We start from the raw sequence: 25,494 nt of genomic DNA on the forward strand, positions 1-25,494 counted from the left end.
GATGAACTCTCGCATGCCTTGTAGGCGCAATCTCGTTCGGCCTGCAACAGTAGAGATGCTTATGGCAGTGAGATTCAACCTTTGAGATAAGTAAACATTATGGAGCGCCAGGGAGTCGCAATCGCGGGCGGCCCTGCCGCCATTCCAACATGCCCGCATGTTTCGCGCCCCGTCGCAATTTTTCGCCAAGGCTCCGCCTCGCCGGTTCCGTCAGGACTGGCAGAGGCTGGAGAGGAACCCGGCCTGGGGATCAAGAAAAGACCGGAGCTTTCATGCGTTGCTATCTGCTTGCCTCGACCTGCTGTGTTGCTCTTGCGTCGGCCGCCACGGCCGAGACCACCATCACCACAAAGCAGACTGCCCCCGTGCGCACCTCGACCATCAAGAGCGGCGCGCCGGATGACATCAAGATCACGTCCGCCGGCTCCCTCGAGCTGACCACTGCCGGCCCGGCGATCACCGTGGACAGCGCGAACAAGGTGACCAATGAAGGCACGATCCAGATCGCCAATACCGATGATGCCCGGGGCATCGTCGCGCTGGCCGGCACGTCGGGCGGCATCGTCAACACCGGCAAGATCGTCCTCGACGAAAGCTACGCCCCGACCGACGGGGACAATGACGGCGATATCGACGGCCCCTTCGCGGTCGGCAAGAACCGCATCGGCATCCATGTCGGCGGCGCCTATACCGGCGACATCGCCAGTGATTTCGGCGGCTCGATCGCCATCGAGGGTAATGACAGCTTCGGCATCCGGCTGGACGGGCCGCTGAACGGCAAGCTCACCCACAATGGCTCGACGACCGTGCTCGGCGACCGGGCGGTCGGCATCCAGGCGGGCGCGATCAACGGGTCGGTGCGGCTGGCCGGCACCGTCGCGACCGTCGGCCTCGGCGCGGTCGGCGCCCGTTTCGACGGGCCGATCGACGGCACGCTCACGATCCAGGGCGCCATCACGTCCACCGGCTATCGCTACACGACGCCGCCCGCGGACACCTCCAAGCTCGATGCTGACGATCTGCTGCAGGGCGGATCGGCCGTGATCGTCGCGGACAATGTCGCCGGCGGCATCATCCTCGCCGTGCCGCCCAAGGACAACAGCACCACGGACAATGACGAGGACAAGGACGGCATCGAGGACAGCAAGGAAGGCTCGGCCGCCGTTCGCTCCTATGGCGCCGCGCCCGCGATGCGCATCGGCTCGGCAACCAAGGATATCGCCATCGGCGCGGTGCCGGCCACCGGCACGGGCTATGGCCTCATCATCGATGGCACGATTGCCGGCAGTGGCCTTTACAAGGACGTGACCGGCACGGGCCTCAGCGTCGGCGGCCTTGGCGGGAGTGTGACGATCGCCGGCGGCATCGGCGTGAGCGGCACCGTCTCGGCGAGCTCCGTCAACACGTCCGCGACGGCCATCCATCTCGGTGCGGGCGCCTCGACACCGCTCATCCATGTCACCGGCACGGTTTCGGTGAGCGGCAGCAGTGCGGCCAATACCGTCGCGGGCGGCATCGTGGTCGATGCCGGCGCCTCGCTGCCCACCATCCGCAATGCCGGATCGATCAAGGCGGCGACGACCGGCGAGGACGGCACGGCCGTCGCGATCTGGGATCGTTCGGGCACGGTCGGCCTCGTCGAGAATGCCGGCACCATTGCCGCTACGGGCGCGAAGGCGGACTCCGGTCGCAACGTCGCGATCGATCTCTCCGCCAACAACAGCGGCGCGACGATCCGCCAGACGCAGGTCGCGGCCGGCATCACGGCCCCCAGCATCACCGGCAACATCCATTTCGGCGGCGGCAATGACGTGCTGGACGTCGCGGACGGCACCGTCACCGGCAACACCTCTTTCGGCACCGGCGCGGACACGCTGCGGCTGAGCGGCGACGCCATCTACAAGGGCGACGTTGATTTCGGCACGGGCGGCGCGACCATGACGCTCACCGGCACCGCGCAGTTCCAGGGCAAGGCGGACTTCAGGGGAGAAGCCTCCACGCTCGGCATCGCGACCGGGTCGATCTTCTCCGGCAGCCTCGCCAATGCCGGTGCGCTGGCGCTCACCGTGAACGGCGGTGCGCTCGACCTCACCGCGCCGGCCGCGATCGGCAGCCTCGCGGTGTCCGACAAGGGCATCCTTGCCGTCACGCTGAGCGATGCCGGCAACACAACGCCGATCCTCGACGTGGCCGGCACCGCGAGCTTCGCGGCGGATTCCCGGCTCGTCCTGCGCGTGACCGATGTGGAGAATGCGGAAGGCAATCACCTCGTGCTGCGGGCCGGCACGCTCACCGGCGCGAGCAACATCACGGCGGATACCGCGCTGGTGCCCTGGCTCTACAAGGCGAGCCTCTCCTCCACGGCGAATGCGCTCAACGTCGCGCTCGCGCGCAAGTCGACCACCGAGCTGGGCCTCAACCGGTCGGAAGCGGCGGCCTTCGACGCGATCTACGCGGCGCTCGGCAAGGATGCGAAAGTGGAAGGCACTTTCCTCTCCATCATGAACGAGGAGACTTTCGGCCTCCAGATGCAGCAGATGCTGCCCGACCATGCCGGCGGCATCTTCTCCGCCGTCACGCAGGGCTCGCGGCTCTTCGCGGGCATGCTCCAGGATCCCACCGGCCCGTTCAAGGACGAGGGCAAATGGGGCTACTGGATCAATCAGGTCGCCTGGGGCGTCGAGAAGGACCGTGGCGACACCAGCGCCTTCGAGAACAGCGGCTGGGGCATTGGCGGCGGCGGCGAGATCAAGACCGGTCTCGGCAGCTTCGGCGGATCGCTGGCCTATCTCTGGAGCCGCAATCGCGGCACCGAGACGGCGAACCAGACCAATGCCAAGCAGTTCGAGCTGGCGGCCTACTGGCGCCTCAAGTCCGGCGGGCTTCGCGCCACGGCGCGTGGATCCATGTCGTTCATCGACCTGGACGGCAGCCGCGCCTTCGAGGGCATGAACGGCACCGAGAAGGTCTCGCTCACGGCGAACAGCGATCGCGGCGCCCGCCTCTATTCGGGCTTCGGCTCGCTGTCCTATGACTGGGTGTCGACCGGCGGCATCTCCTTCCGCCCCGTCGTCGCGCTGGATTATTACCGCCTGCACGAGAAGGCCTATACCGAAACCGGCGGGGGCGATGCCTACAACCTCGCCGTGCGGTCCCGCACCAGCGACGAACTGGCCGTCACCGGCAGCGCCGTGGTCGGCCTCGACATGGGCGGCGCGGATCAGTGGTCCGGCTGGTCGCGGTTTGAGCTCGAGGCAGGCCGCCGCGAGATCGTGAGTGGCAATCTCGGCAAGACGGTCGCGCGCTTCGCGTCCGGCGGCGAGGAATTCACGTTGCTGCCGGACGATCGCGAAAGCGGCTGGATCGGCCGCCTGCGCGGCCTTGCCGGCAATTCCGCCTTCCAGATCGGCGGCGAATTGGGCGCTGAGCAGCATCAGGGCAACTGGGCCCTGTCGCTCCGCGCCAGTCTCCGCGTCGGCCTCTGAGTCCCGGATGCCGACGCCTGGGCAAGAGGGAGTTCGCGATGCCCCCCACCGACCGACTCCCTCTTGCCCAACCTGGAGACGACGCAGAATGCATGCGACCGGCCTGAGGAGCGCCATGACGCGAGACCGTGACTCCGGCCGGCCAGCCCCCCGCCGCGCCGGGCAGCCCTTGCATGGCACCCCCACGCCGTTATATGCCGCGGCGACCGGGGGGATGCAGGCAGGAGCCCGTGCCGATCTGGCGCGGCGCATGGACCGGACAAGGCAAGCAATGACGGGAGAGCGCGGTCAGGGAATGGATGCCGTGCTGCTGGCGCATCGCCCGCAGCTCATCCGCTTCCTCGAGGCGCATGGCGCCGGGGACGCGGCGGAGGATCTCGTCCAGGAATTGTGGATGCGCGTCACGCAGCGCCCCACGGGCCCGGTCGCCAATCCGCTTGCTTATCTTTATCGCGCGGCCAACAATCTGATGGTGGATCGCTATCGCGCCGAGCGTCAGGCGCGCGTGCGCGATCAGGCCTGGACGGAAGCGCGCGGCGCCACGGGCGAGCAGGTTCCGGAGCCGAGCGCGGAGGAAACGATGGTGGCGCGCGAGGAATTGCGGCGGATGGACGCGGTGCTTGCCACGCTGGGCGAGCGCGTCTCCCGTTGCTTCCGCCGCTTCCGCCTGGACGGCATCCCGCAAAAGCAGATCGCGCTGGAGCTGGGCGTCAGCCTCAGCACGGTCGAGAGCGACTTGCGGCGCGCCTATGCGGCCCTGCTTGCCGCACGGAGGCAATCCGATGACGCATGATCCGCATCTCGAGACGACGGCGATCGACTGGCTGATGCGCCAGCGCGATCCGGCCTTCGAGGACTGGGAAGCGTTCGCGGACTGGCTCGCCGCCGATCCGGCGCATCAGCGCGTCTATGCCGAGCTGTCCGCGCTCGATGCCGATCTCGCGGGGCTGCCGGGGCCTCCGGCGCGTCACTCGGTCGGCGATGTGGATGCGTCCCCCGCCGCGCCGCGCCGGTTCGGGCGGCGGCAATGGCTCGCCGGCGCGCTCGCGGCATCGCTGGTCGGCGTCGTCAGCATCGGGCTGCTCCAACGCGCGCCGGACAGCTACCGGATCGAGACCGCGCCGGGGCAGATGGAAGTCGTCTCGCTGGAGGATGGCAGCAACATCGTGGTGAATGGCGGCTCCTCCGTGCTGCTCAGCCATGCCGATCCGCGCCGCGCGACGGTGGAGCGCGGGCAGGCGCTCTTCACCGTGCGGCACAGCGACGAGGCGCCGTTCCGCGTGGCGGTCGGCAATGCCCAGCTGGTCGACGTGGGCACGGTGTTCGACGTGACGCGGACGGACGACCGCACTGTCGTCGCGGTTTCGGAAGGCGCCGTGATCTACAATCCCGATGCGGATGCCGTTCGCGTCGATGCCGGCGCGCGCCTTGCCGTGCGCGATGGCGGCGCGGCGGACGTCTCGCCGGTCAGCCTCGCGGCGGTCGGCGGCTGGCGCAGCGGCCAGCTCGTCTATGACGGCGTGCCGCTGGCGGATGTCGCGGCGGAAGTCTCGCGCACCACGGGCATTCCCATTCGCACCGCACCGGGCGCGGGCGGCATCCTGTTTCGCGGCGCGCTGCAGGCCGGGCGGGACGAGACGCGCATCGTGAACGATCTGGCCGGCCTCTCGGGCACGCGCGCGACCCGGGATTCAGGAGGGTGGACGCTCGCGAGGTGACTCGATCCGGCCTGCTTCGCCTCGGCGTCGTCGCGCTGGTTTGCGCCGGCGCGCCCGTGTGCGCGCAGGCCTCCGAATCGCGCCGGATCGATGTGCCCGCCGGGCCGCTGGCGCAGAGCGTGCCGCAACTGGCGCGCCAGTCCGGCGTGAGCATCAGCGTGACCAGTCACGAACTCTGGCAGACGAAGGTGCGCGGGGTGCGCGGCCGGCTCACGGCAGGCGAGGCGCTGGCGCGGATGCTCTCGGGCACGCGCAGCCGCGCGGTGCAGCTCAGCGCCACGAGCTGGCGGATCGAGGCGATGGCGGCCCCGCTCGCCGCGCGCGACGCCCCGCCGCCCAAACGACGTGTGCCCGAGCAGCCGCTGCCGACCGTCTCCGACGACGAGACGCCGATCATCGTCACCGCCAGCAAGATGGACCAGAATTACCAGGATTTTCCTGGCACCGCGCATGTCATGAACGGGCAGGATCTTGGCTTCGGGGGGGAGCGCGGCACGGAGTCCATTCTTTCGCGCATGGCGAGCGTTGCCTCCACGCATCTTGGCTCGGGCCGCAACAAGCTGTTCATCCGCGGCGTCGCGGATTCGAGCTTCACCGGGCCCACGCAGGCGACGGTCGGCCAGTATCTCGGCGACCTGCGCCTCTCCTACAATGCGCCCGATCCGGACCTGCGCCTGCATGACATCAAGCAGGTCGAGGTGCTGGAGGGCTCGCAGGGCACGCTTTACGGCGCGGGATCGCTGGGCGGCATCATCCGGCTCGTGCCCAATGATCCGGACCCGCGCGCCTTCTCCCTGGAAACGATGGCCGGCGTCAGCGCCACCTGGCACGGCGAGCCGGGCGGCGACATTGCCGCGACAGTCAACATGCCGCTGGGGGAGAGCGGTCATGCCTTGCGGGTCACGGGCTATGGGCTGAGCGACGGCGGCTATATCGACAATCCCCTGCGCGGCGCGGAGAATGTCAATCGCACGCGCATCGGCGGTGGCCGCGCGGCGCTGCGGCTGGAGGCCGGCGATGGCTGGACGGTCGATGTCGGCGGCATCTACCAGACGACCACGATCGACGATTCCCAATATGCCGACCGGGACGGCCCGCCGCTCAGCCGCGCGAGCGCGGTGGTCGAGGATGCCGACGCCGATTATGGCATGGCGATGGTGGTCGTGCGCAAGGCATGGGGCGACCTGCTGTTCCAGTCCTCCAATGCCTGGGTGAGCCACGGCCTTGGCGAGCGCTTCGATGCCTCCTCCTCGACCGAGAAGCCCAGCGTGTTCGATCAGCGCAACCGCACGCGCATGTGGGTGAGCGAGAACCGGCTGTGGCGCCCCGTGACCGACGGGGTCGGCTGGGTGATCGGCGCGAGCTTCATCGACAACCGGACGGAGCAGCGCCGCGCCTTCGTGGAAGGCGGCGAGCGGCGCCCCATCACCGGCGTCACCAACCGGGTGACGGAAGTCACCGCCTATGGGAAGCTCAGCCTGGAGCTGAAGCCAGGCCTGCTGCTGAGCGGTGGCGGGCGCCTGACCCACAGCCGGCTGGGCGGCGAGGGCGAGGACGTCCAGCCCCTGTTCGTGGCGACCGGCCGCTCGATCACGGCGGAACGGACCGAGACCGAGCTGCTTCCCTCCATCGAGCTGCTCGCGCATGTCATGCCGGGCGTCACGCTCTACAGTCGCTTCGAAGAAGGATTCCGGCCCGGCGGACTTGCCATCGAGACGCATTTCGTCCGCCGCTTCCGCAACGATCATGTGGAAAGCTGGGAAGCGGGCGCGCGCTTCGGCAGCCCGCGCGACGGCATTGCCGCCAATCTTTCGCTCACGCATGTCTACTGGCGCGACATCCAGGCCGATTTCATCGATGGCAGCGGACTGCCGAGCACGGCCAATATCGGTAATGGCCGGATCACGTCGGTGGCAGCAAGTGTGGCCCTGGCGCCTACCCGCGACCTGCGCATTGACCTCAGCGCAGTCTATAATCACAGCCGCGTCATTGCCCTGACGCCCGAGGTGGCGCGGCTTGCCGCCTCCGCGCCGCTGCGCCTGCCGGTCACCGGGTCCAGCTTCGGCCTGCCGCTGCAGGGAACGCTTGGCACTTTCGAGCCGGAGGCGCGCCTCGGCCGCATTCCGAACGTGGCCGATTATGCGATCCAGGCCAGCTTCGATTATCGGATGCCCGTGGGTCGCGACGATCTCCGGGTGGGCGGCTGGCTCAAATATATCGGTCCCTCCCGGCTCGGCATCGGGCCCGTGCTGGGGGACGAGCAGGGCGACTATGTCGATACCGGCTTCGCGGCCCGGCTGGGCGATGCATGGCGCGGCGTCACGCTCTCGCTCACCAATCTTCTCGATACGCAAGGCAATCGCTTCGCGCTCGGCACGCCGTTCGACATCGAGACCGGCGGCTTCATCACGCCCCAGCGTCCGCGCACCATCCGGCTGGCGTTCGACTGGCGCTATTGATCCTCCCCTGATTCTTTTCCGGGGGATGACCACCAGACGCCGCCGCTTCGGACAGGCCCTTTCGCCACGGCTCATGGGGGACGTTGCGCCGCGCAAGGATGCGCGGGGCGTGGACAAGTGCCTTAAGCTATATATATAAGTATATAGCTCATCTGCTTCGAGAGGACCTTACCTTGTTCCTGCGACATGCCTGCCTCGCGTTGCTTCTCGCCGGTGCGGCCGGGACAGCGCTCGCCCAACCCGCCCAGCCCGCCTGCGAGGCGCCTGCCTTGCCCGCGCATCTCGCCGGCTGGTCCGCGCCCGTCGCACGCGTGGCGGCCCGGGACGCCGCATCGGCGCAGGCCGCGTCGCTCGTGCTCGGGCAGGCCGCCGACCTGTCGCTCGCGCCGGTGGGGGAGGTCCGCTTTGCCGCCGAGCCGGGCAAGCAGCCGGGGCCCGAAAGCCATGCCGGGCTCGCCGGGTTCACGGTGACGACGGCCGGCCAATATCGCGTCGCCGCGGACAGCCCCGTCTGGATCGACGTGGTCGCCGCCGGGCAGGCTCTGCCCTCCGCCGGGCATGGCCACGGGCCGGCCTGCTCGGGTATCCGCAAGATGGTGGACTTCGCGCTGGAGCCGGGCCGCTATCTGCTGCAGATCGCGGGCAGCGCCGGGGCGTCGACCCGCGTGCTGGTGGTGGCGCTTCCGGCGAACGAGGCGGAGGGAGAGGGCGGGGGCAAGCGCTGAGGGGCGTCAGAACATCCCGTTCACATTCGGCCCGCCGGTCACGACATCCTGCGCCACGTCCCAATGTTCCGCGATGAGGCCGTCCTCGATGCGGAAGATGTCGATCACTGCCCATCCGGCATCGTCCGGCCAGCGGCGGACATGATAATGGACGATGACATGGTCCCCGTCCGCGAACATGCGCTTCACATCATGGACGCCGTGCGGGTTCAGCGTTTTGATCGTGTCGAGAAACGCCTTGAGCGGCTCGCGTCCGGTTTCGACATTGGGATTGTGCTGGATGTAGCCCGGCGCGATGAACCGGTCGACCGCGCCTGAGTCCATGGGATTGAGCACGTCGTCGAAGAGCCCGCGCACAAGCTCCAGATTGGCCTGCTCGGCCGGCGTATGGGGCATGTCCTCTCCACTCTCCGCTTTGCGGGATGAGTATATGAGCGGTGGGATCAGGCCCGCAAGGTCGCGTCCGCTCAGCCGGGCGTCAATCCGGGAGCGTGGGGGCGCTCTTCGGCGCTGTCCTGTGCGTCGTTGGCGGCTGCGATGCGCGCGGACGCCGGCTCCCCGCTGTCGTCGAGCGCATCGAGGAAGCTGCGCAGCCACCAGTGGACATCCTCGCGCTCGACATTCGCCATGAGCGCTTTCCAGCGCGACTGGCGTTCGCCAAGCGGCATCCGCAAGGCCTGCGCCAGCGCGTCCGCCAGTTCCTCGGGGCTGAAGGGATTGACGAGCAGCGCTTCCTTCATCTGCTCGGCCGCCCCGGCGAAGCGCGAGAGGATCAGCACGCCGGGGTCGTCCGGGTCCTGCGCGGCGACATATTCCTTCGCGACCAGGTTCATTCCGTCCCGCAGCGGCGTGACAAGCGCAGCGCGCGAGGCGCGGAACATGCCGGCCAGCGAAGCGCGGTCATAGCCGCGATTGACGTAACGCAGCGGCACCCACAATGCGGTGGCGAACTCGCCGTTGATATGGCCGGACAGCGCATCGAGCTGCCGGCGGATGTCCTGATAGCTCTCGACATTCTCGCGCGAAGGGGGCGCGATCTGCAGCAGCGAGACTTTCTCCTGATATTCCGGATGGTCGGCGAGCAACCGCTCATAGCCGTGAAAGCGCTGCTCCAACCCCTTGCTGTAGTCGAGCCGGTCGACGCCGATGATGAGAGCGCGGCCATCGAGGCTCTTGAGCATGTCGAGCCGGGCCTGTTCGGCCTCCTCGCTGCGGGCACTGACCACGAATTCGCGCGTGTCGATGCCGATGGGGCAGGCGACGACCCGGACGGTGCGCTCGCCCAGCCGGATCGTGCCGTCCTCGGTCACGTCCGCTTCGGCGAACTGCTCCCGCACGTAGAGCAGGAAGGAATCGAGCCATGTCTGGCTCTGGAAGCCAATGAGGTCATAATCGAACAGGGCTTCGACGAGCTGCCGGTGGCTCGGCAGGGCAAGCAGCAGCCGGAGCACCGGCCAGGGCGTGTGCAGGAAGAAGCCGATATGATTGGTGACGCCGCGCTGGCGCAATTCGCTGCCCAGCGGAATGAGGTGATAGTCATGCACCCAGATCAGGTCTTCGGACGTGACGAGCGGCAGCATCGTTTCGGCGAAGCGGGCGTTCACTCGCTCATAGCCGCCCGCGAAGGTCCGCTCGAATTCCGCCAGGTCCACCCGGTCATGGAACAGGGGCCAGAGCGTCCGGTTGGCAAAGCCGTTATAATATTCCTCGACGTCCTGCGCCTCGAGGTCGACGGTGGCGGTGGTCACGCCGTCGTTGCGGGCGAAATTGATCTGGCCGGTGAAGGCGTCGATCTCGTTGCCGGACCAGCCGAACCAGATGCCGTTGGTTTCCCGCAGCGCGGAGGACAAGGCGACGGCGAGGCCGCCCTGGTTCGCCTTGCCTTCCCCCACGGGAGGACTCACGCGGTTCGAGACGACGATAAGCCGGGTCAACGGATGGCGCTCCAGGGTTTGCTCAGCAGGACGGCGCAATTGATCAGTCCGACCAACGAATAGGTCTGGGGATAGTTGCCCCACAGCTCCCCCGTCACCGGATCGATGTCCTCGGAGAGCAGCCCGGCAGCAGTCCGCCGGCTCAGCATTTCCTCGAACAGCACGCGGGCCTCGCCGATGCGCCCGGTGGCGTGCAGCGCCTCGATCAGCCAGAAGGTGCACACGTTGAAGGCGGTGGCGGGCAGGCCGAAATCGTCTTCCGTGGCGTAGCGCAGCATGTGGCTGCCGCGCCGCAGCCCTTCCTCCACCGCCTCGAGCGTGCCGAGAAAGCGGGGGTCGTCCGGCGCCAGGAAGCGCAGGTCGAGAAGCTGGATGATGCTTGCGTCCAGATCGTCGCCGCCGAAGGTCGCGGAGAGGCGGTTGGTATCCGGGCGCCAGGCCTCCCGCTCGATGGCGGCGCGAATGACGTCCGCGCGCGCCTGCCAGAACTCGGCCCTTTCGGTGAGGCCCAGCGCGGTCGCGGCATTGGCGAGCCTGTCGCAGGCCGCCCAGCACATGGCCGAGCTGTAGGTGTGGACATGGGCGCGGGTGCGCAGTTCCCACAGGCCCGCGTCCGGCTTGTCATAGACGGCCCATGCCCGCTCGCCCACGGCTTCGAGCGCATGGAAATCCTCGATGCCGCCCATGCGCAGCAGGCGCTGGTCGAAGAAGCTCTGCGTATTGGACAGCACGATCTGGCCATAGGCATCGTGCTGCACCTGTTCGGCCGCCTGATTGCCCACGCGGACCGGGCCCATGCCCCGATAGCCCTCGAGCCCCGGCGCGATCCATTCCCTGAGCGTCGCTTCCCCGCCCACGCCGTAAAGCGGCTGGATATGGCCGCCCCGGGCATTGTCGACGATGTTGCGCAGATATTCGAGATAGGTCTCGAGGACGTCCAGCGCACCCAGCCGGTTCAGCGCCTGCACCGTGTAATAGGCGTCGCGGATCCAGCAGTAGCGATAGTCCCAGTTGCGGCCGCTGTTGGCATGTTCGGGAATGGAGGTGGTCAAGGCGGCGACGATGGCGCCGGTTTCCTCATGCTGGCAGAGCTTGAGCGTGATGGCGGCGCGGATCACCGCGTCCTGCCATTCGACCGGCGTGGCGAGCCCTCGCACCCAGCCCTGCCACTCGCGCACCGTGCGATCGAGCATGGAATCGAGCGCCAGCCGCAGGTCCTCGCCGAAGCTCTCGTCCGGGCCGAGAAAGAAATGCAGCGGGCGCTCCACCCGAAACAGCCGCTCATCCTCGATCCAGCCGACCGGCGCCGTGGTGGTGAGCCGCAGCGTCATGGTGTCGAGCAGATAGCGCACATGATTGGTGCCGCGGGTATGGCCGGGGTCGCTGGCGCCCCAGTTGCGGGCCGGGCGCAGCCGCACCCGGATGCGCGGCGATCCCGCCACCGGCCGCACGATCCGCGCGAAGGCGACGGGCCGGTACATCCGGCCGCTGCGGAAGAAGCGCGGGCAGAAATCGGTGACTTCGATGGCGTTGCCCGCCGCGTCGCAGTGGCGCGTCACCAGCACCGGCGTGTTGCGGATGTAGCGCTGCGTCGTCTCCACGCAGTCTTCCAGGTCGATTTCCCAGAAGCCCCGTGCGCCCGGGGCGGCGCGAGCCGCAGGGTCGAGCAGGGAGGAGAAGGTGGGGTCGCCATCGACGCGGGGGAGGCAACCCCACACGAAGCGGCCGGCCCGGTCGACGAGCGCGGAGACCTGGCAATTGCCGATCGGCCAGAGGTCGAGCGTGGCGGTCATTGCGCGAGCCGCTCCAGCCAGCCGCGCACCGCGTCCGGGTCCGGCAGGGCGTGGATTGCCGCGGTCGGTTCGCGCTGGCCCACGAGCACGCCGGTGCCGCCCAGCGATCGCGCGGCGGCGAAGCCCGGCTCGTCCGTGGCATCATCGCCCAGGAACCAGGGGAGCGTGCCCTGCATCGGGGCGCGATCCATGAGCATCAGCAGCGCCTTGCCCTTGTCGCCGCCCGGCAGGCGCAGTTCCGTCATCATCTTCCCCGGCTGGACGACGAGGTCGAGCGTATTGGCAAGTATGTCCGTCAAGGCCTGCGCTTCCTTCTCCACATCGGGGGCCATGCGGTAGTGCAGGGCCACGCCGAAGCTCTTGTCCTCCACCAGCACGCCGTCGCGCCCTTCGGCAAAGGCGCGCAGCCGCTCGCGGGCCTCATCGAGCGCATGGGGGCGGATGGGATGAGCCGTCACGCCGCGCCAGCGATGTTCGCTGCCATGGCTGCCGGACAAGGCGAGCCTGTCCGCCACGGGACCCAGGATCGCGTCCATCTGCGCGATCGACCGGCCGCTCACGAGCGCGAGCCGGCCCTCCAGGCGATCGGCGAGCCGCAGCAGCAGGGTACGCAACGCCTCGTCGGCAACGACGTCATCGGGCCGGTCGACCAGGTCGAGGAGCGTGCCGTCGAGATCGAGGAACAGGCTGATGCCATCCGCTTCCGGGATGGGCGGGACGGTGAGGCGGAGACGTGGTGGTTCGAAAATGGTTCTTTCCCCCTGTCGTGTCTGACATTCTCGGCAGAGTCGTTTTCCAATGCAACGCATCGGATGCCGCCGACGTTCCCGCACCGGATGATCCACGGGAAGCAGAGCGGAATGACAGCGGCGCTCGGGCCTGCTACCGGGCGGCAATGGCCGTTCTTCCGCGACCCGCCGTGCTCTTCGTCTGCCTCGGCAATATCTGCCGCTCCCCCCTGGCGCAAGCTGCCTTTGCCCATGAGGCGAGGCGGGCAGGGCTCGATGTGCTGGCCGATTCGGCCGGAACCGGCGACTGGCATGTCGGCAATCCGCCTGATCTGCGGGCGCAGGCCGTGGCCTTGCGACACGGGATCGACATTTCCGGCTATCGCGCCCGGCAGGCCGGGGCGGCGGATTTCGAGCGGTTCGACCTGATCTATGCGCTGGACCACAGCAATCTCGAAGCACTGCGCGGAATCGCGCCGAGGGCCGCGCGCGCACGCCTGTCGCTCCTGCTCGATCTTGTCCCGGGCCGCGCCGGGCAGGCCGTCGCCGATCCTTATTTCGGACCCGACAGCGGCTTCGAGGAGAGCTGGGCCGATGTGACCGCCGCCGCCCGGGCGCTGGTGGCGCGCCTGCGCCGCTGACGGCAGGTCGGTCTCCCGCGCCGCGCGCGGCTGATCCGATCGGGCATAAGCAACAGAGCTGCACGTCACAGGGTGAAATGCCCGCGCGTTGGCAAGGCGAATTTTCTCTGCCGATGCCGGGAAAGACATTATGTTTCGATCGCGCCCGAGGCGGCGGTTCGACGCGAAAATACGGGAATTTCGGGCTCGGTCTGGGGCTCGCGACCCTCCCCGCTCAGGATGGGTGAAGGGCCCATCTCCCGCCTCGCCAACCATGCGATTCGAATTGTTTATTATCTCAACCATTATTAGAGTGACGAGAGTCGGCGCAAGAACCGGACTTAATCAAGAAGGCTGATCGGCACGAGCGGTCGGCGGGGCTGAGAGGAAAGATGCGGACCAGTCGCAATGACGAGGCGCGCGGATCGGGCAGGGAGCGCAGGGCGCCCCCGGCAGGTGTCCGGTCCTGGCTGGCGCGGGCGCTTGGCCTGTCGCTGCTTCTCGCGACCACGACTTCCGATCTGGCCGCGCTTCCGGACCAGCCGGACGTCACGACCGCTCATGGCTATGCCGTCTTTGGCGAGCTCAAATATCCCGCCGATTTCAAGCATCTCGATTATGTGAACCCGGATGCGCCCAAGGGCGGCACTTATCGCTATGCGCAGACCGGCAGCTTCGACACGCTGAATTTCTTCGGGTTGCTCGGCACGCCGCCCTTCGCGCTTCTCTGGATCTATGACACGCTGATGCAGCGCAGCCTCGATGAGCCTGCCTCCTATTATCCGCTCATTGCGGAGACGATCAGCTATCCCAGGGACCTTGCCTGGGTGGAATTCCGGCTGGACCCGCGCGCACGCTGGCATGACGGCAGGCCGATCACCCCCGAGGACGTGATCTTCACGGTCGCCAAGTTCAAGGAACTGGTGTCGCCCACTTACCGGCGGATCGGCGCGGCCGTGAGCCGCGTGGAGAAGGCCGGTCCGCGCAGCGTGCGCCTCTATTTCGTGCAGAAGGGCAATCCGACGATGCCCACGGTGGTCGCGGCGATGCCCGTCGTCCCCCGGCACATTTGGCAGGGCAAGGATTTCACGGCCTCCACGCTGGAGCGTCCGGTGGGCAGCGGTCCCTTCCGCATCGGCCGGATGAGCCCGGGCCGCTGGCTCGAGATGGAGCGGGTGAAGGATTATTGGGCGAAGGATCTGCCCATCAACAAGGGCAAATGGAACTTCGACATCATCCGGCATGATTTCTATCGCGATGTCGGCGTGATGAACGAGGTCTTCCTCTCGGGGCAGGCGGACCTGCGGTTCGAGGGCAGCGCGGCGCGCTGGGACGCGCAGGACCAGATGCCTGCCTTCAGGGCGAAGAATCTCGTCCGCGACGTGATCCGTTACGAGAACGGCGCCTTCTACATGGGCCTGATGATGAACAGCCGCCGCCCGTTTCTCGCGGACCGGCGCGTGCGCAAGGCGATCACGCTGGCTTATGATTATGAATGGGTGAAGCGGGTGCTGCTGGCCGGGCATCATGGCCGGCTGGCGAGCTTCTTTGCCAATACCGAGTTTGCTGCGGAGGGGCTGCCCGGCGAGGACGAGCTGGCGCTGCTCGCCCCGTTCCGGGACCAGCTGCCGCCCGAGCTCTTCACGCAGCCGCCGGAGCTTCCAGTCGCCGGCCAGTGGGGCAGCCGCAGGGAGAATCTGGTGCAGGCGGCCGCGCTGCTGCGCGAGGCGGGCTATCGCATCGACGACGGCCTGCTCATCGATCCGCGCACGCGCCAGCCGGTGCGCCTTGGCCTCGCGGCCTATTCCGCGCTCATGGACCGGCAGGTGAGCCTGTTCATCGAGAATATGCGCCAGCTCGGCATCACGGTGGATTTCCGCAGCTATGATACGGCGCAGTTCCGCCACAAGATCCGCAATTTCGATTTCGATCTGATGATCAACCTGCCGACCTTCCCGCCCCTGGTGACGCCGGGGTTGGAGCTCATGCAGTTCTGGTCGTCGCAGGCGGCCGATACGCCGCAATCGTTCAATTATATGGGCGTGCGCAGCCCGGTGGTGGATGCGCTGGTCATGAAGGTCGGCACCGCGACCGATCGCGCCACGGTGGTGAGCGCCATGCGCGCGCTCGATCGGGTGCTGCTGTGGGATTATTACGCCATCCCGTTCCAGCATACCTATCCCGCGCCCATGGGGCAGGTGCCGATCACTTACTGGAACCGCTTCGGCAGGCCGGCCAAGGACCCCACTTATAATTTCCCCTTCCTCACCATGGATCATTGGTGGATCGACAAGGAGAAGGAAGCGCGGCTGACTTATGGCGACTTCGGCCGTCGGGCGCAGGGCAAGTGACCGAGCGCCCGATGCCTCCCGCGCCGCCATCCGTGCGAATCGAATTGTTTCGGATATCAACCAACGATAGGGAAAGACCATGCCGGCGCGAGAACCGGCGAGGCTCGGGCCAGGGGCGGTCATCCCGTCCCCTGCGTGGCTGGGAAAGGAATGGGATGGCCAAGCGCGTGGACGGCGCGTGGATGCGAAGCAGTGCATGGGGCCGGGCCATGCATCGCGTCAGGGGCGGCGCGCGCTTCTGCTGGCTTCCGGTGGTGCTCTGCGCGGTGACGGCCGACGCCGTGGCAGTGCAGGAAGAGCCGGAGATCAGGACCGGCCATGGCTATGCCGTGTTCGGCGATCTCAAATATCCCGCCGGCTTCACCCATGTCGATTATGCCAATCCGGATGCGCCTAAGGGCGGCACGTACCGCTATGCCAATATCGGGAGCTTCGACAGCCTCAACCTCATGAACCTGCTCGGCACGCCGCCGCTCAGCATGGTCGCCATCTACGACACGCTGATGCGGCGCAGCGCGGACGAGCCTGCCGTGCGCTATGCGCTTGTCGCTCGCTCGATCAGCTATCCGCGCGATCTGGCCTGGATGGATTTCCATCTCGATCCGCGCGCGCGCTGGCATGACGGCCGGCCGATCACGCCGGAAGACATCATCTTCACGATCGACCAGTCGCGCGGGCTCGTGGCGCCGGCGCTCAAGCGGGTGGCGCAGGCCGTCGCTCGCGCCGAGAAGCGCGGCCCGCGCACCGTGCGCGTGTGGTTCGTGCAGAAGAACAATCCCACGCTCCCCAGCGTCGTCATGGATATGTGGCTGCTCCCGCGCCATCATTACGAGACGCACGATCTGCTGGCCGCTTCGCTGGATCGCCCGCTCGGCAGCGGGCCCTACGAGGTGGGCCGGTTCAGCGCCGGCCGCTGGATCGAATATGAGCGCGTGAAGGATTATTGGGCGAAGGACCTGCCCATCAACAAGGGCCGCTACAATTTCGACATCGTCCGGCACGATTATTATCGGGACGCGACCATCGCCAACGAGGCCTTCTTCGCCGGCAATGCCGATCTGCGGTTCGAGACCAGTGCCGTGCGCTGGGCCAGCGAGGCGAAGATCCCCGCGTTCCGGGCCGGCCGCATCCGGCGGGAATTCGTCCCCTACAGCAATGCCGCCTTCTACATGGGGCTGGTGATGAACACCCGGCGCCCGATCCTGGAGGACCGGGCGTTCCGCAAGGCGCTGATGCTGGCCTATGATTTCGAGTGGGTGCGCCGCGTCGTCCTTGCCGGCCACCATGGTCGCTTGCCGAGCTTCTTCTCCAACAGCGAGTTCGAGGCGAACGGCCTGCCCCAAGGGCGCGAGCTGGCCCTGCTGGAGACAGTGCGCGATCAGGTGCCGCCCGAAGTGTTCACCACCCCACCCGGCCTGCCGGTCGGTGGGAACTGGGCCAATCGCCGCGCCAATCTCGTCGAGGCGGCGCGGCTGCTGCGTGCGGCGGGCTATCGGGTGGTCGACGGGCAGCTGCGCGACAGGCGGTCGGGAGAGCCGGTGGTGCTGCAGCTGGTCGCCTACACGCCGCTCATGGACAAGCAGGTCTCGCTGTTCATCGAGAATGCGCGCCAGCTCGGCATCACCGTCAATTTCCGCGCTTTTGACAGTGCGGAGTTCCGCCATCGGCTGCGCCATTATGATTATGATCTGCTGGTGAACGTCCCCATGTTCCCCGGCGCCGAGACCCCGAGCACCGGCATGCTGCTCATGTGGGGCTCAAAGGCGGCGGACATGCCGCAGCAGCTCAATTATGCCGGCGTCCGGAACCCCGCCGCCGACGCCATGATGGAGCGGATGATCCAGGCGGAGGATCGCGAGACGGTGGTGGCGGCGATGCGCGCGCTCGATCGCATCCTGCTGTGGAATTATTATGCCGTGCCTTTCCAGCACAATTATCCCGCGCCGCTCGGCGAGATGCCGATCACTTACTGGGACCGCTTCGGCAAGCCGGACAAGCAGCCGCTCTACAACTTCCCCTTCACGACGCTCGACACCTGGTGGATCGATCCGGCCAGGGACGCGAAGCTCATGCACGGACGGTCCCAATGACAGCCCTCTGGTCCTACATCGCGCGCCGCCTGCTGCTGATGGTACCCACTCTCATCGGCATCGTGACGGTGAGTTTCATCATCATCCAGTTCGTGCCCGGCGGGCCGATCGACCAGATCCATGCGCGCTTCGCCGGGCAGGCCATGGATGCCACCGCCACGATCAGCGGCAGCACGGACGTGAGCGGCGGCGGCGGCCTCACGCCGACCGGCGAGCTGGACCCGGAAATGGTGAAGGAGCTGGAGAAGCTCTACGGCTTCGACAAGCCGGTGCTCTACCGCTATTTCAAGATGCTCGGCGATTTCGCCCGGTTCGAGTTCGGCAACAGCTATTTCAAGGACCAGCCGGTCGTCGATCTCATCATCGAGAAGCTGCCGGTCTCCGTGTCGCTCGGGCTGTGGACGACGCTCATCACCTATCTCGTGGCCGTGCCGCTCGGCATCCGCAAGGCGGTGCGGGCGGGCACGTCCTTCGATGCATGGACCAGCTTCTTCGTCACGGTGGGCTATGCCATTCCCGGCTTCCTCTTCGCGGTGCTGCTGGTCGTGCTGTTCGCCGGAGGCAATTTCTGGAGCATCTTCCCGGCGCGCGGCCTCGTGTCCGAGAACTGGGAGGAACTCTCCACGCTGGGCAAGATCGGCGACTATCTCTGGCACATCACCCTGCCGGTGACGGCGATGGTGATCGGGGCCTTCGCCAATCTCACCATGCTCACCAAGAATTCGATCCTCGATGAAGTGAGCAAGCAATATGTGACGACCGCGCGCGCCAAGGGGCTTTCGGAGAATGGCGTGCTCTACGGCCATGTCTTCCGCAACGCGATGCTCATCGTGATCGCGGGCTTTCCCGCCGCGTTCGTGGGCGTGCTGTTCACCTCCTCGCTGCTCATCGAGGTGATCTTCTCGCTGGACGGGCTGGGGCTGCTCGGCTTCGAGGCGACGATCAACCGGGATTATCCGGTGATGCTCGGCTCGTTGTTCATCTTCTCGCTGCTCGGCCTCCTCGCCAATCTCATCGGCGACATCACTTATGTGCTGGTCGATCCGCGCATCGATTTCGAAAGGCGGGACGTCTGATGAACGCCGAAGCGAAAGTCGCGACGGGGGGCGAGGTCGCGAGCGGCCCGGCGAAGCGCAGCCGGTTCAGCCCGCTCACCCGCCGCCGCTGGGCCAACTTCCGCAATCACAAGCGCGGCTACTGGAGCCTGTGGCTGTTCCTCGCGCTTTATGGCGTCAGCCTGTTCGCGGAGCTGATCGCCAACGACCGGCCGATCCTCATGAGCTACCGAGGCGAACTCCATGCCCCGGTGCTGAAGGCCTATCCGGAAACCGCGTTCGGCGGGGTGCTGGAGACCGAGGCCAATTACAAGGATCCGGCAGTGCGCGAGATGATCGCGCAGGGCGGCGGCTGGGCGCTCTGGCCGCTCATTCCCTACAGCTATCGCACCATCGATTATGACATTCCCGTGCCCGCGCCCGCGCCGCCTTCCGCGCGGCACTGGCTCGGCACCGACGATCAGGCGCGCGACGTGCTGGCGCGGCTCATCTATGGCTTCCGCCTCTCGGTCACTTTCGGGCTGGTGCTTACCTTGCTCAGCTCGATGATCGGCGTCACCGCCGGGGCCATCCAGGGCTATTTCGGCGGCTGGACGGACCTGCTCTTCCAGCGCGGCATCGAGATCCTGCAGAGCCTGCCCATGCTTTACCTGCTCATCATCATGTCCAGCTTCCTCCAGCCCGGCTTCTTCACCCTGCTGGGCGTGCTGCTGCTGGTGAGCTGGATGACACTGGTGCATGTCGTGCGCGCCGAGTTCCTGCGCGCGCGCAATCTCGATTATGTGCGGGCCGCGCGCGCGCTCGGGCTGGGCAACCGGAAGATCATGTTTCGCCACATCCTGCCCAACGCGATGGTGGCGACCATCACGTTCCTGCCCTTCATCCTGTCCAGCTCGATCACGATCCTCACCGCGCTCGATTTCCTGGGCTTCGGCATGCCGCGCGGTTCGCCGTCGATCGGCGAGCTGCTCAATCAGGCCAAGAACAATCTCTACGCGCCCTGGCTGGGCATTGCCGGCTTTGCCGTGATGGCCACCATGCTCTCCCTGCTGATCTTCATCGGCGAGGCGGCGCGCGACGCCTTCGATCCGAGGAAATCCAGATGAGCGCAGGCGAGACGAGCAGGACGGACCAGCCCCTGCTGGCCGTGGAGGACCTGAGCTGCTGCTTCCATTCGGAAGGCAAGGTGGTGGAAGCGGTGCGCGGCGTGTCCTTCACGCTGGAGAAGGGCGAGACGCTGGCGCTGGTGGGCGAATCCGGATCGGGCAAGTCCACCGCGGCGATGTCGATCCTCCAGCTCCTGCCTTATCCGATCGCGTTCCATCCCGCCGGGTCGATCCGGCTGGACGGGCAGGAGATCGTCGGTGCGGACGAGCGGACGATGCGCGCGATCAGGGGGCGGCGCGCCGCGCTCATTCCGCAGGAGCCGCTCACCGCGCTCAATCCGCTGCACACGATCGACCGGCAGATCATCGAGGCGATGAAGCTCCACCATCCGGAGATCTCGCAGGCGGAAGCGACCGCGCGGACCATCGACCTGCTCAAGCTCGTCGGCCTGCGCGATGCGGAGAACCGCCTGAAATCCTATCCGCACCAGCTTTCCGGCGGGCAGCGCCAGCGCATCATGATCGCCATGGCGCTCGCCAACGAGCCTGACCTGCTGATCGCGGACGAACCTACCACGGCGCTCGACGTGACGGTGCAGGCGCAAGTGCTCGATCTGCTCAAGAGCCTGCAGGAGCGGCTCGGCATGGCGATGCTGCTCATCACGCACGATCTGGGTGTCGTGCGCAAGATGGCGAGCCGCGTCTGCGTGATGACGGCGGGCCGGATCGTCGAGGCGGGCGACACGGCGGAGGTCTTCGATGATCCGCAGCATGCCTATACGCGCAAGCTGCTGGACGCGACGCCGCGCGGCGAGCCGCTGAAGATCGAGGGCGATCCGCCCGCGCTGGTGCGCACCGAGAATCTGCGCGTGCATTTTCCCGTCAAGGGCTGGTTCGGGCGGCCGCGCAGCGTCGTGAAGGCAGTCGACGGCGTCTCCCTCTCCATTCCGCGCGGGCACACGCTGGGCGTCGTCGGCGAATCCGGCTCGGGCAAGAGCACGCTGGGGCTGGCGCTGCTGCGCATCAGCCGGAGCGACGGGCCGATCTTCTTCGATGGCGAGCCTCTGCATGAGCGCAACTGGAAGCAGATGCGTCCGCTGCGCCGCCGCATGCAGATCGTCTTTCAGGATCCCTTCGCCTCGCTCAGCCCCAAGATGACCGTCGGCCAGATCGTCGGGGAGGGCCTACCCATCCATCGGCCGGACCTCACGCCGGGCGAGCGGCACGCCGCCGTCGCCACGATCATCGGCGAAGTGGGCCTCGCGCCCGACGTGCTCGATCGCTATCCCCACGAATTCTCGGGCGGCCAGCGCCAGCGCATCGCCATTGCCCGCGCCATCATCCTGCGGCCCGATCTCGTCATTCTCGACGAGCCCACCTCGGCGCTCGACATGTCCGTTCAGGCGCAGATCGTCGATCTGCTGCGCGACCTGCAGGCGAGCCACGGCCTCACTTATCTGTTCATCAGCCATGATCTCAAGGTGGTGAAGGCGCTCGCCCATGAAGTGGTGGTGATGAAGGAGGGCCGGATCGTCGAGCAGGGCACTGCCGAGCAGATCTTCACCGCGCCGCAGACCGACTATACGCGCGACCTCATCGCTGCCGCGCTGGAACTGAAGGCGCGGCAGGCCGCCTGAGCGCGGCCACCCTGCCTCACGCACGACAATCGTCACGAATGGTAAACGATCACTGCCGTTCTGCGCATGGTCGGGCTGTTGCGCGTCCGCTAGACGGCGAAGTGGCAATCAAGACCAAGGAGGACAGGATGGCAGAGGCAAGCAATGCACGCGTGGGTGACAGGCAGCGGGGCAGGATGCGGTCCCGCCTGGCGATGGCCGGCGCCGTTCTCGCCATGCTCACCAGCGGCTGCGCGCATGCGCAGAGCCGCGCCGATGCCGGTCCCGGGCCGATCGCGGTCTATGGCAACACCACCACCTTCGAGATCGCGCCTGTCTTCGTCGCCGCCGAATCCTATTATCCCGGCGTCGCGACCGTGAAGATGGGCAGCGTCACCAATCTGGTCGGCGAAGCCTCCGTCCCCGGCTATGGCAGCGAAGGCGTTGCCGACGTGGCGACGAACGCCGAGACGCAGGCCCTGCGCTATTCGCTGCGCAATCCGGACATGCGGATCATCATGACGGTGACCGAGGGGCTTTATCGCATCGTGGCGAAGCGCTCGTCCGGGATCAACAAGCTGGCCGACCTCAAGGGCAAGAAGATCGCCACCATTTCCGTCACCTCCTCCGGCTACTTCACCCAGAAGATGCTGAAGACGGTGGGCCTCACCAGCGATGACGTGACCATGGTCGGCATGCGCCTGCCCGACATGCCCAAGGCGCTTGCGGACGGGACGGTCGATGCGGTCGCCATCTGGGAGCCCGAGGTCGAGCGGGCTGCGCAGGCGATCGGCTCGGATGTCATCGAGTTCAGCGGCAAGGGCGTCTATCGCGAGCTGTTCAATCTCAACACCATCGCGCCCAACCTCGCCGATCCCGAGAAGCGCCGCAAGATCGTGACCTTCGTGCGAGCGATCATCGATGCCGCGGCAGAGGTTCGCGAAAAGCCCGCCCGCGCGCAGGAACTGGTGTCGGAGCACAGCAAATATCCGCTCGATCTGGTCAAGCAGAGCTGGTCGCACCACGCCTTCATCGCCGACTGGACCGGCGATCTTCTCGACGTGATGGAGGAAGAGGAGGCCTGGCTCGCCAGGCAGGACAAGCGCACGCCGCGCACGCGCGCGCAACTCGCCACACTCATCGACACCAGCGTGCTCGAGGAAGCGATGGCCATGAAGCCGCTGCCCCGGCGGAAATAGGCGCGCCGGGAGCAAGGGCGGCGCAGGCACGCGGCCGGCGGACTTGTCCGCCGGCCGCGTGCCACGCCCTCCGGCGGGTTCAGCCTTCTTCGGTATCCAGCTTGCGGATGAAGCCGATCAGCCCGGTCTGCCGCGAGCGCTTGAGGCGCTCGGCGTGCAGGATGGTGCGGACTTTGGCGAAGCAGGCGTCCGCATCGTCATTGACGAGCACATAATCATAGCCGTCCCAATGCGCGATCTCGCTGTGGGCGCGGGCCATGCGGCGATCGATCACGTCGTCGCTGTCCGTCCGGCGGCCGCGCAGGCGCTTCTCCAGCTCGGCCATGGAGGGCGGCAGGATGAACACGCGGACCACGTCCCCGCCCGCCAGCTGGTAGAGCTGCTGCGCGCCCTGCCAGTCGATGTCGAACAGGATGTCGTGGCCACGCTCCAGCAGGCCTTCCACCGGTGCGCGCGGGGTTCCGTAGCGATGGTCGAAGACATGCGCCCATTCGAGGAAGGCGTTGTCGGACACCATTTCGCGGAACTTCTCCAGGTCGACGAAATGATAGTCGCGCCCGTCCTCCTCGCCCGGCCGCATCGGCCGCGTGGTGGCGGAGACGGACATGGTGAGGCCCGCATCGTCGGCCAGCAGCTTGCGCGAGATGGTGGACTTGCCGGCTCCCGAGGGGGAAGACAGCACGAAGAGCAGACCCCGGCGCTTGAAGGAGGCGGGCTGGGCAAGCGCGTCGGCGCTGGCGTTTTCGGTCATGTCGGCCATGCCCGCTCCTGCCGCGACTTGCGGGCCGCGTCAATCAGGGTAGCATGGCGAGGACGACAAAAGCGCCGGGATGACGAGTCGCGGCAGAGCCCTGATCGGCCCCGGCAACCGTTCCGTCGGCCGATCGTTCTTCCATGTGATGAAAGATGGAGGACAAGATGACTCGCAATGCCATCATAGGCTTCTTGCTCGGCGCGACCCTGATGCTCAACGCTTGCGCGACAGTGAAAGGCGTGGGCCGCGACATCGAATCGGTGGGTGAAGCCGGCTCCGAAGCAATCGACCAGTAAGAGGCGGCGAAAGAGGAGGACAGCATGATCCAGCCCGAGGGCGGCAGACCTGTGAACAATGATCCCGAAAGGGAGAATGCCGAGCAGGACGAAAGCGACACGCAGGCGCAGGACGTCGCCAGCGACGCGCTCGAGAATCCCTGGCGTGGCGGCGAGGAAACAGAGCATGGCGGCCGCCCGAATGTCGCTCAGGTCATACCCGACGATGTTCAGGATGTGGTGGACCACATGACCGACATGGAGCGCAGCGGACGCATCGACATGGATGCGTTCGAAGGCGAGGAGAATATGGACGACGAGGACGGATCGGTGCCGGACACGGGCGCCTGATCCTGTCACCCCGTCGAGCGAGAGTCCCCGGCCGGTCGCAGAACCAGCCGGGGCTTGTCTCAGGCGTGGTCGATCACTGATCGATCACTGGATGCCGGTGCCGGACGTGGCGTTCGGGCCTGCGCTGCGTGCCGAGATCGGCGTGCCGGCCGGAAGGCTGGCCGCGCCGCCGCTCGCTGCTGCCGCTGCCGCACGGGCGAGCTTCCCGTCGGGATCGGGAATCCCGGCCGCCTTGTTCAGCTCCCAGAGCATCGTGGTCGCATGTTCCGAGAGATGCAGGGCCGTGGCGCTCTCGGCCTGCGTGAGCAGCTCCTTGGAGCGGCCGCAGAAGGCTTCGCGCGTCAATGTGCCGGAATAACCATTGTAGACCTTGGTCATCTTGTCGTCATAGACTTCCTGCCATTTCTTTCCGCCGGTGGCGCGGAAATGCTCCACCGTGGCCCGCGCCGCTTCCGCGAGCAGGCCCTTGTGCGTGTTGAGCAGGCGGTTGTAGCTCGCGACCATCGCCTCGTTGTCCGGGCCCTGGCACAGCAGGACCGCGACGTTGAGGCCGGAGCGCAGATGCCACAGGTCTTCGTTGCGGCTCTGGTTGATGAGCACCGGGGGCGGGGGTGGCGGCGGCTCGATGAGCGGGATATTCTCCGGCAGCGGCGCCGGAATGTTCGCGATCGGCGTTTCGGTCGCCTTGGGCGGCCCGCAGCCCACCAGCGCGGCAAGCGGCAGGGCAAGCGCCACCAGGGCGGACGCTCTGGTCATGCGCACGGCCATTTCCATTCTCCCCAATGGGGCGGCGCCTTGACTTGACGCGCACCCGTTGATCCATTCCCCCGTCCTGATCCCCATATCTTCTCATCCGAGTCGCATGGCAAGAGTCCGCGCGACTCGGCTCATCGTTTTGCCGGAGATCTGTGGAGCAGCGGGCACGCGCGTGCCGCGAGCCGGGAGACTGCGCAGGGGCGCTGCGCACCGGGCGACAGCATCGCCCGGCGGCATGGCGCCCGTCGGGGCAGGGGGATCAGGCGGTCGCTCGGGCCCGCTCGTCGGCAGCGATCATGTGCTGCAGCACCACCACGCGCTCGCGCTCGCGCGTCCAGTCGCGCGAGGGATTGGCCTGGATCTGCTCGAGCAGGCTGCGCAGCTCCTTCTTGCGATCGTCGATGGTTACCGGTGTCATGAATATCCTCCTGCAGAAAAGGGCGATCCGCCGGTCCGCTGGCGCATGTGCGGGATGTCTC

At 67.0% G+C, this 25,494-nt stretch carries 21 protein-coding genes; 14 read left to right on the forward strand and 7 right to left on the reverse strand.

All coding sequences use genetic code 11. From position 1 onward, the window contains the following. Positions 1-272 precede the first annotated feature (272 nt). From SLG_RS02180 to SLG_RS02200, 5 genes are all read left to right on the forward strand, one after another. A complete protein-coding gene (locus tag SLG_RS02180) occupies positions 273-3,485 on the forward strand; it encodes an autotransporter outer membrane beta-barrel domain-containing protein (RefSeq protein ID WP_014074770.1) in 3,213 nt (1,070 codons plus the stop codon). A gap of 271 nt (positions 3,486-3,756) precedes the next feature. Beyond that, positions 3,757-4,278, forward strand: coding sequence for a sigma-70 family RNA polymerase sigma factor (locus SLG_RS02185; RefSeq protein WP_041391679.1), 522 nt, complete (start codon positions 3,757-3,759; stop codon positions 4,276-4,278). Continuing rightward, a complete protein-coding gene (locus SLG_RS02190) occupies positions 4,268-5,203 on the forward strand; it encodes a FecR family protein (RefSeq protein WP_014074772.1) in 936 nt (311 codons plus the stop codon). The genes SLG_RS02185 and SLG_RS02190 overlap by 11 nt, the downstream gene beginning before the upstream one ends. After that, a complete protein-coding gene (locus SLG_RS02195) occupies positions 5,185-7,662 on the forward strand; it encodes a TonB-dependent receptor (protein ID WP_231848730.1) in 2,478 nt (825 codons plus the stop codon). The genes SLG_RS02190 and SLG_RS02195 overlap by 19 nt, the downstream gene beginning before the upstream one ends. Positions 7,663-7,835: 173 nt before the next feature. Next, entirely contained in the window at positions 7,836-8,387 is a 552-nt protein-coding gene (locus SLG_RS02200; RefSeq protein ID WP_051003675.1) for a hypothetical protein, read from the forward strand. Positions 8,388-8,393: 6 nt separating this feature from the next. On the opposite strand, the gene SLG_RS02205 is transcribed toward SLG_RS02200, so the two are convergent. The 4 genes from SLG_RS02205 to otsB form a co-directional block, all read right to left on the reverse strand. Next, a complete protein-coding gene (locus tag SLG_RS02205; RefSeq protein WP_014074775.1) occupies positions 8,394-8,783 on the reverse strand; it encodes a nuclear transport factor 2 family protein in 390 nt (129 codons plus the stop codon). Between the two features lie 71 nt (positions 8,784-8,854). Next, on the reverse strand, positions 8,855-10,321 hold the full coding sequence (locus SLG_RS02210; protein ID WP_014074776.1) for an alpha,alpha-trehalose-phosphate synthase (UDP-forming): 1,467 nt from the start codon (positions 10,319-10,321) through the stop codon (positions 8,855-8,857). Beyond that, positions 10,318-12,114, reverse strand: a complete 1,797-nt coding sequence (locus SLG_RS02215; RefSeq protein WP_014074777.1) for a glycoside hydrolase family 15 protein — start codon at positions 12,112-12,114, stop codon at positions 10,318-10,320. Before SLG_RS02215 ends, SLG_RS02210 begins: the two co-directional genes overlap by 4 nt. Further along, on the reverse strand, positions 12,111-12,923 hold the full coding sequence (gene otsB / locus SLG_RS02220; protein ID WP_014074778.1) for a trehalose-phosphatase: 813 nt from the start codon (positions 12,921-12,923) through the stop codon (positions 12,111-12,113). The genes SLG_RS02215 and otsB overlap by 4 nt, the downstream gene beginning before the upstream one ends. An 86-nt stretch (positions 12,924-13,009) precedes the next feature. Here otsB and SLG_RS02225 point away from each other — a divergent pair, with 86 nt between their 5' ends. From SLG_RS02225 to SLG_RS02255, 7 genes are all read left to right on the forward strand, one after another. Next, positions 13,010-13,483: a low molecular weight protein-tyrosine-phosphatase gene (locus SLG_RS02225; protein ID WP_014074779.1), complete on the forward strand. Its 474-nt coding sequence runs from the start codon at positions 13,010-13,012 to the stop codon at positions 13,481-13,483. Between the two features lie 371 nt (positions 13,484-13,854). After that, entirely contained in the window at positions 13,855-15,813 is a 1,959-nt protein-coding gene (locus SLG_RS02230; protein ID WP_014074781.1) for an extracellular solute-binding protein, read from the forward strand. A gap of 209 nt (positions 15,814-16,022) precedes the next feature. Next, the gene (locus tag SLG_RS02235) at positions 16,023-17,903 is read left to right on the forward strand and encodes an extracellular solute-binding protein (RefSeq protein WP_041392417.1); all 1,881 of its coding nucleotides are present in this window, start codon (positions 16,023-16,025) and stop codon (positions 17,901-17,903) included. After that, entirely contained in the window at positions 17,900-18,979 is a 1,080-nt protein-coding gene (locus SLG_RS02240; protein WP_014074783.1) for a microcin C ABC transporter permease YejB, read from the forward strand. Before SLG_RS02235 ends, SLG_RS02240 begins: the two co-directional genes overlap by 4 nt. Then, positions 18,979-20,064, forward strand: a complete 1,086-nt coding sequence (locus tag SLG_RS02245) for an ABC transporter permease (RefSeq protein ID WP_014074784.1) — start codon at positions 18,979-18,981, stop codon at positions 20,062-20,064. The genes SLG_RS02240 and SLG_RS02245 overlap by 1 nt, the downstream gene beginning before the upstream one ends. Beyond that, on the forward strand, positions 20,061-21,701 hold the full coding sequence (locus SLG_RS02250; RefSeq protein WP_014074785.1) for an ABC transporter ATP-binding protein: 1,641 nt from the start codon (positions 20,061-20,063) through the stop codon (positions 21,699-21,701). The genes SLG_RS02245 and SLG_RS02250 overlap by 4 nt, the downstream gene beginning before the upstream one ends. A 128-nt stretch (positions 21,702-21,829) precedes the next feature. Beyond that, positions 21,830-22,879, forward strand: coding sequence for an ABC transporter substrate-binding protein (locus tag SLG_RS02255; RefSeq protein WP_041391680.1), 1,050 nt, complete (start codon positions 21,830-21,832; stop codon positions 22,877-22,879). A 79-nt stretch (positions 22,880-22,958) separates the two neighbouring features. Here SLG_RS02255 and gmk read toward each other — a convergent pair whose 3' ends face one another. Further along, a complete protein-coding gene (gmk, locus tag SLG_RS02260; protein WP_014074787.1) occupies positions 22,959-23,639 on the reverse strand; it encodes a guanylate kinase in 681 nt (226 codons plus the stop codon). A 146-nt stretch (positions 23,640-23,785) separates the two neighbouring features. Here gmk and SLG_RS02265 point away from each other — a divergent pair, with 146 nt between their 5' ends. Both SLG_RS02265 and SLG_RS02270 read left to right on the forward strand, forming a co-directional pair. Then, positions 23,786-23,929: an entericidin A/B family lipoprotein gene (locus SLG_RS02265; protein WP_014074788.1), complete on the forward strand. Its 144-nt coding sequence runs from the start codon at positions 23,786-23,788 to the stop codon at positions 23,927-23,929. 24 nt (positions 23,930-23,953) lie between these two features. After that, the gene (locus SLG_RS02270; RefSeq protein ID WP_014074789.1) at positions 23,954-24,259 is read left to right on the forward strand and encodes a hypothetical protein; all 306 of its coding nucleotides are present in this window, start codon (positions 23,954-23,956) and stop codon (positions 24,257-24,259) included. Positions 24,260-24,343: 84 nt separating this feature from the next. Here SLG_RS02270 and SLG_RS20185 read toward each other — a convergent pair whose 3' ends face one another. Then, entirely contained in the window at positions 24,344-25,015 is a 672-nt protein-coding gene (locus SLG_RS20185) for a hypothetical protein (protein WP_148276463.1), read from the reverse strand. 259 nt (positions 25,016-25,274) lie between these two features. Beyond that, positions 25,275-25,433: a hypothetical protein gene (locus tag SLG_RS21890; RefSeq protein WP_014074791.1), complete on the reverse strand. Its 159-nt coding sequence runs from the start codon at positions 25,431-25,433 to the stop codon at positions 25,275-25,277. Between the last annotated feature and the right edge of the window lie 61 nt (positions 25,434-25,494).

This window comes from Sphingobium sp. SYK-6, assembly GCF_000283515.1.
GTDB classification, from domain to species: domain Bacteria; phylum Pseudomonadota; class Alphaproteobacteria; order Sphingomonadales; family Sphingomonadaceae; genus Sphingobium; species Sphingobium lignivorans.

What these genes read in the sequence shown, in the direction of transcription:
- SLG_RS02180 (WP_014074770.1), top strand. Translation starts at nt 273, where the DNA reads ATGCGTTGCTATCTGCTTGCCTCGACCTGCTGTGTTGCTCTTGCGTCG.
- SLG_RS02190 (WP_014074772.1), top strand. Translation starts at nt 4,268, where the DNA reads ATGACGCATGATCCGCATCTCGAGACGACGGCGATCGACTGGCTGATG.
- SLG_RS02185 (WP_041391679.1), top strand. Translation starts at nt 3,757, where the DNA reads ATGACGGGAGAGCGCGGTCAGGGAATGGATGCCGTGCTGCTGGCGCAT.
- SLG_RS02235 (WP_041392417.1), top strand. Translation starts at nt 16,023, where the DNA reads ATGCATCGCGTCAGGGGCGGCGCGCGCTTCTGCTGGCTTCCGGTGGTG.
- otsB (WP_014074778.1), bottom strand. Translation starts at nt 12,923, where the DNA reads ATGCGTTGCATTGGAAAACGACTCTGCCGAGAATGTCAGACACGACAG.
- SLG_RS02240 (WP_014074783.1), top strand. Translation starts at nt 17,900, where the DNA reads ATGACAGCCCTCTGGTCCTACATCGCGCGCCGCCTGCTGCTGATGGTA.
- SLG_RS02265 (WP_014074788.1), top strand. Translation starts at nt 23,786, where the DNA reads ATGGAGGACAAGATGACTCGCAATGCCATCATAGGCTTCTTGCTCGGC.
- SLG_RS20185 (WP_148276463.1), bottom strand. Translation starts at nt 25,015, where the DNA reads ATGACCAGAGCGTCCGCCCTGGTGGCGCTTGCCCTGCCGCTTGCCGCG.
- SLG_RS02255 (WP_041391680.1), top strand. Translation starts at nt 21,830, where the DNA reads ATGGCAGAGGCAAGCAATGCACGCGTGGGTGACAGGCAGCGGGGCAGG.
- SLG_RS21890 (WP_014074791.1), bottom strand. Translation starts at nt 25,433, where the DNA reads ATGACACCGGTAACCATCGACGATCGCAAGAAGGAGCTGCGCAGCCTG.
- SLG_RS02205 (WP_014074775.1), bottom strand. Translation starts at nt 8,783, where the DNA reads ATGCCCCATACGCCGGCCGAGCAGGCCAATCTGGAGCTTGTGCGCGGG.
- SLG_RS02225 (WP_014074779.1), top strand. Translation starts at nt 13,010, where the DNA reads ATGGCCGTTCTTCCGCGACCCGCCGTGCTCTTCGTCTGCCTCGGCAAT.
- SLG_RS02245 (WP_014074784.1), top strand. Translation starts at nt 18,979, where the DNA reads ATGAACGCCGAAGCGAAAGTCGCGACGGGGGGCGAGGTCGCGAGCGGC.
- SLG_RS02230 (WP_014074781.1), top strand. Translation starts at nt 13,855, where the DNA reads ATGCGGACCAGTCGCAATGACGAGGCGCGCGGATCGGGCAGGGAGCGC.
- SLG_RS02215 (WP_014074777.1), bottom strand. Translation starts at nt 12,114, where the DNA reads ATGACCGCCACGCTCGACCTCTGGCCGATCGGCAATTGCCAGGTCTCC.
- gmk (WP_014074787.1), bottom strand. Translation starts at nt 23,639, where the DNA reads ATGGCCGACATGACCGAAAACGCCAGCGCCGACGCGCTTGCCCAGCCC.
- SLG_RS02270 (WP_014074789.1), top strand. Translation starts at nt 23,954, where the DNA reads ATGATCCAGCCCGAGGGCGGCAGACCTGTGAACAATGATCCCGAAAGG.
- SLG_RS02250 (WP_014074785.1), top strand. Translation starts at nt 20,061, where the DNA reads ATGAGCGCAGGCGAGACGAGCAGGACGGACCAGCCCCTGCTGGCCGTG.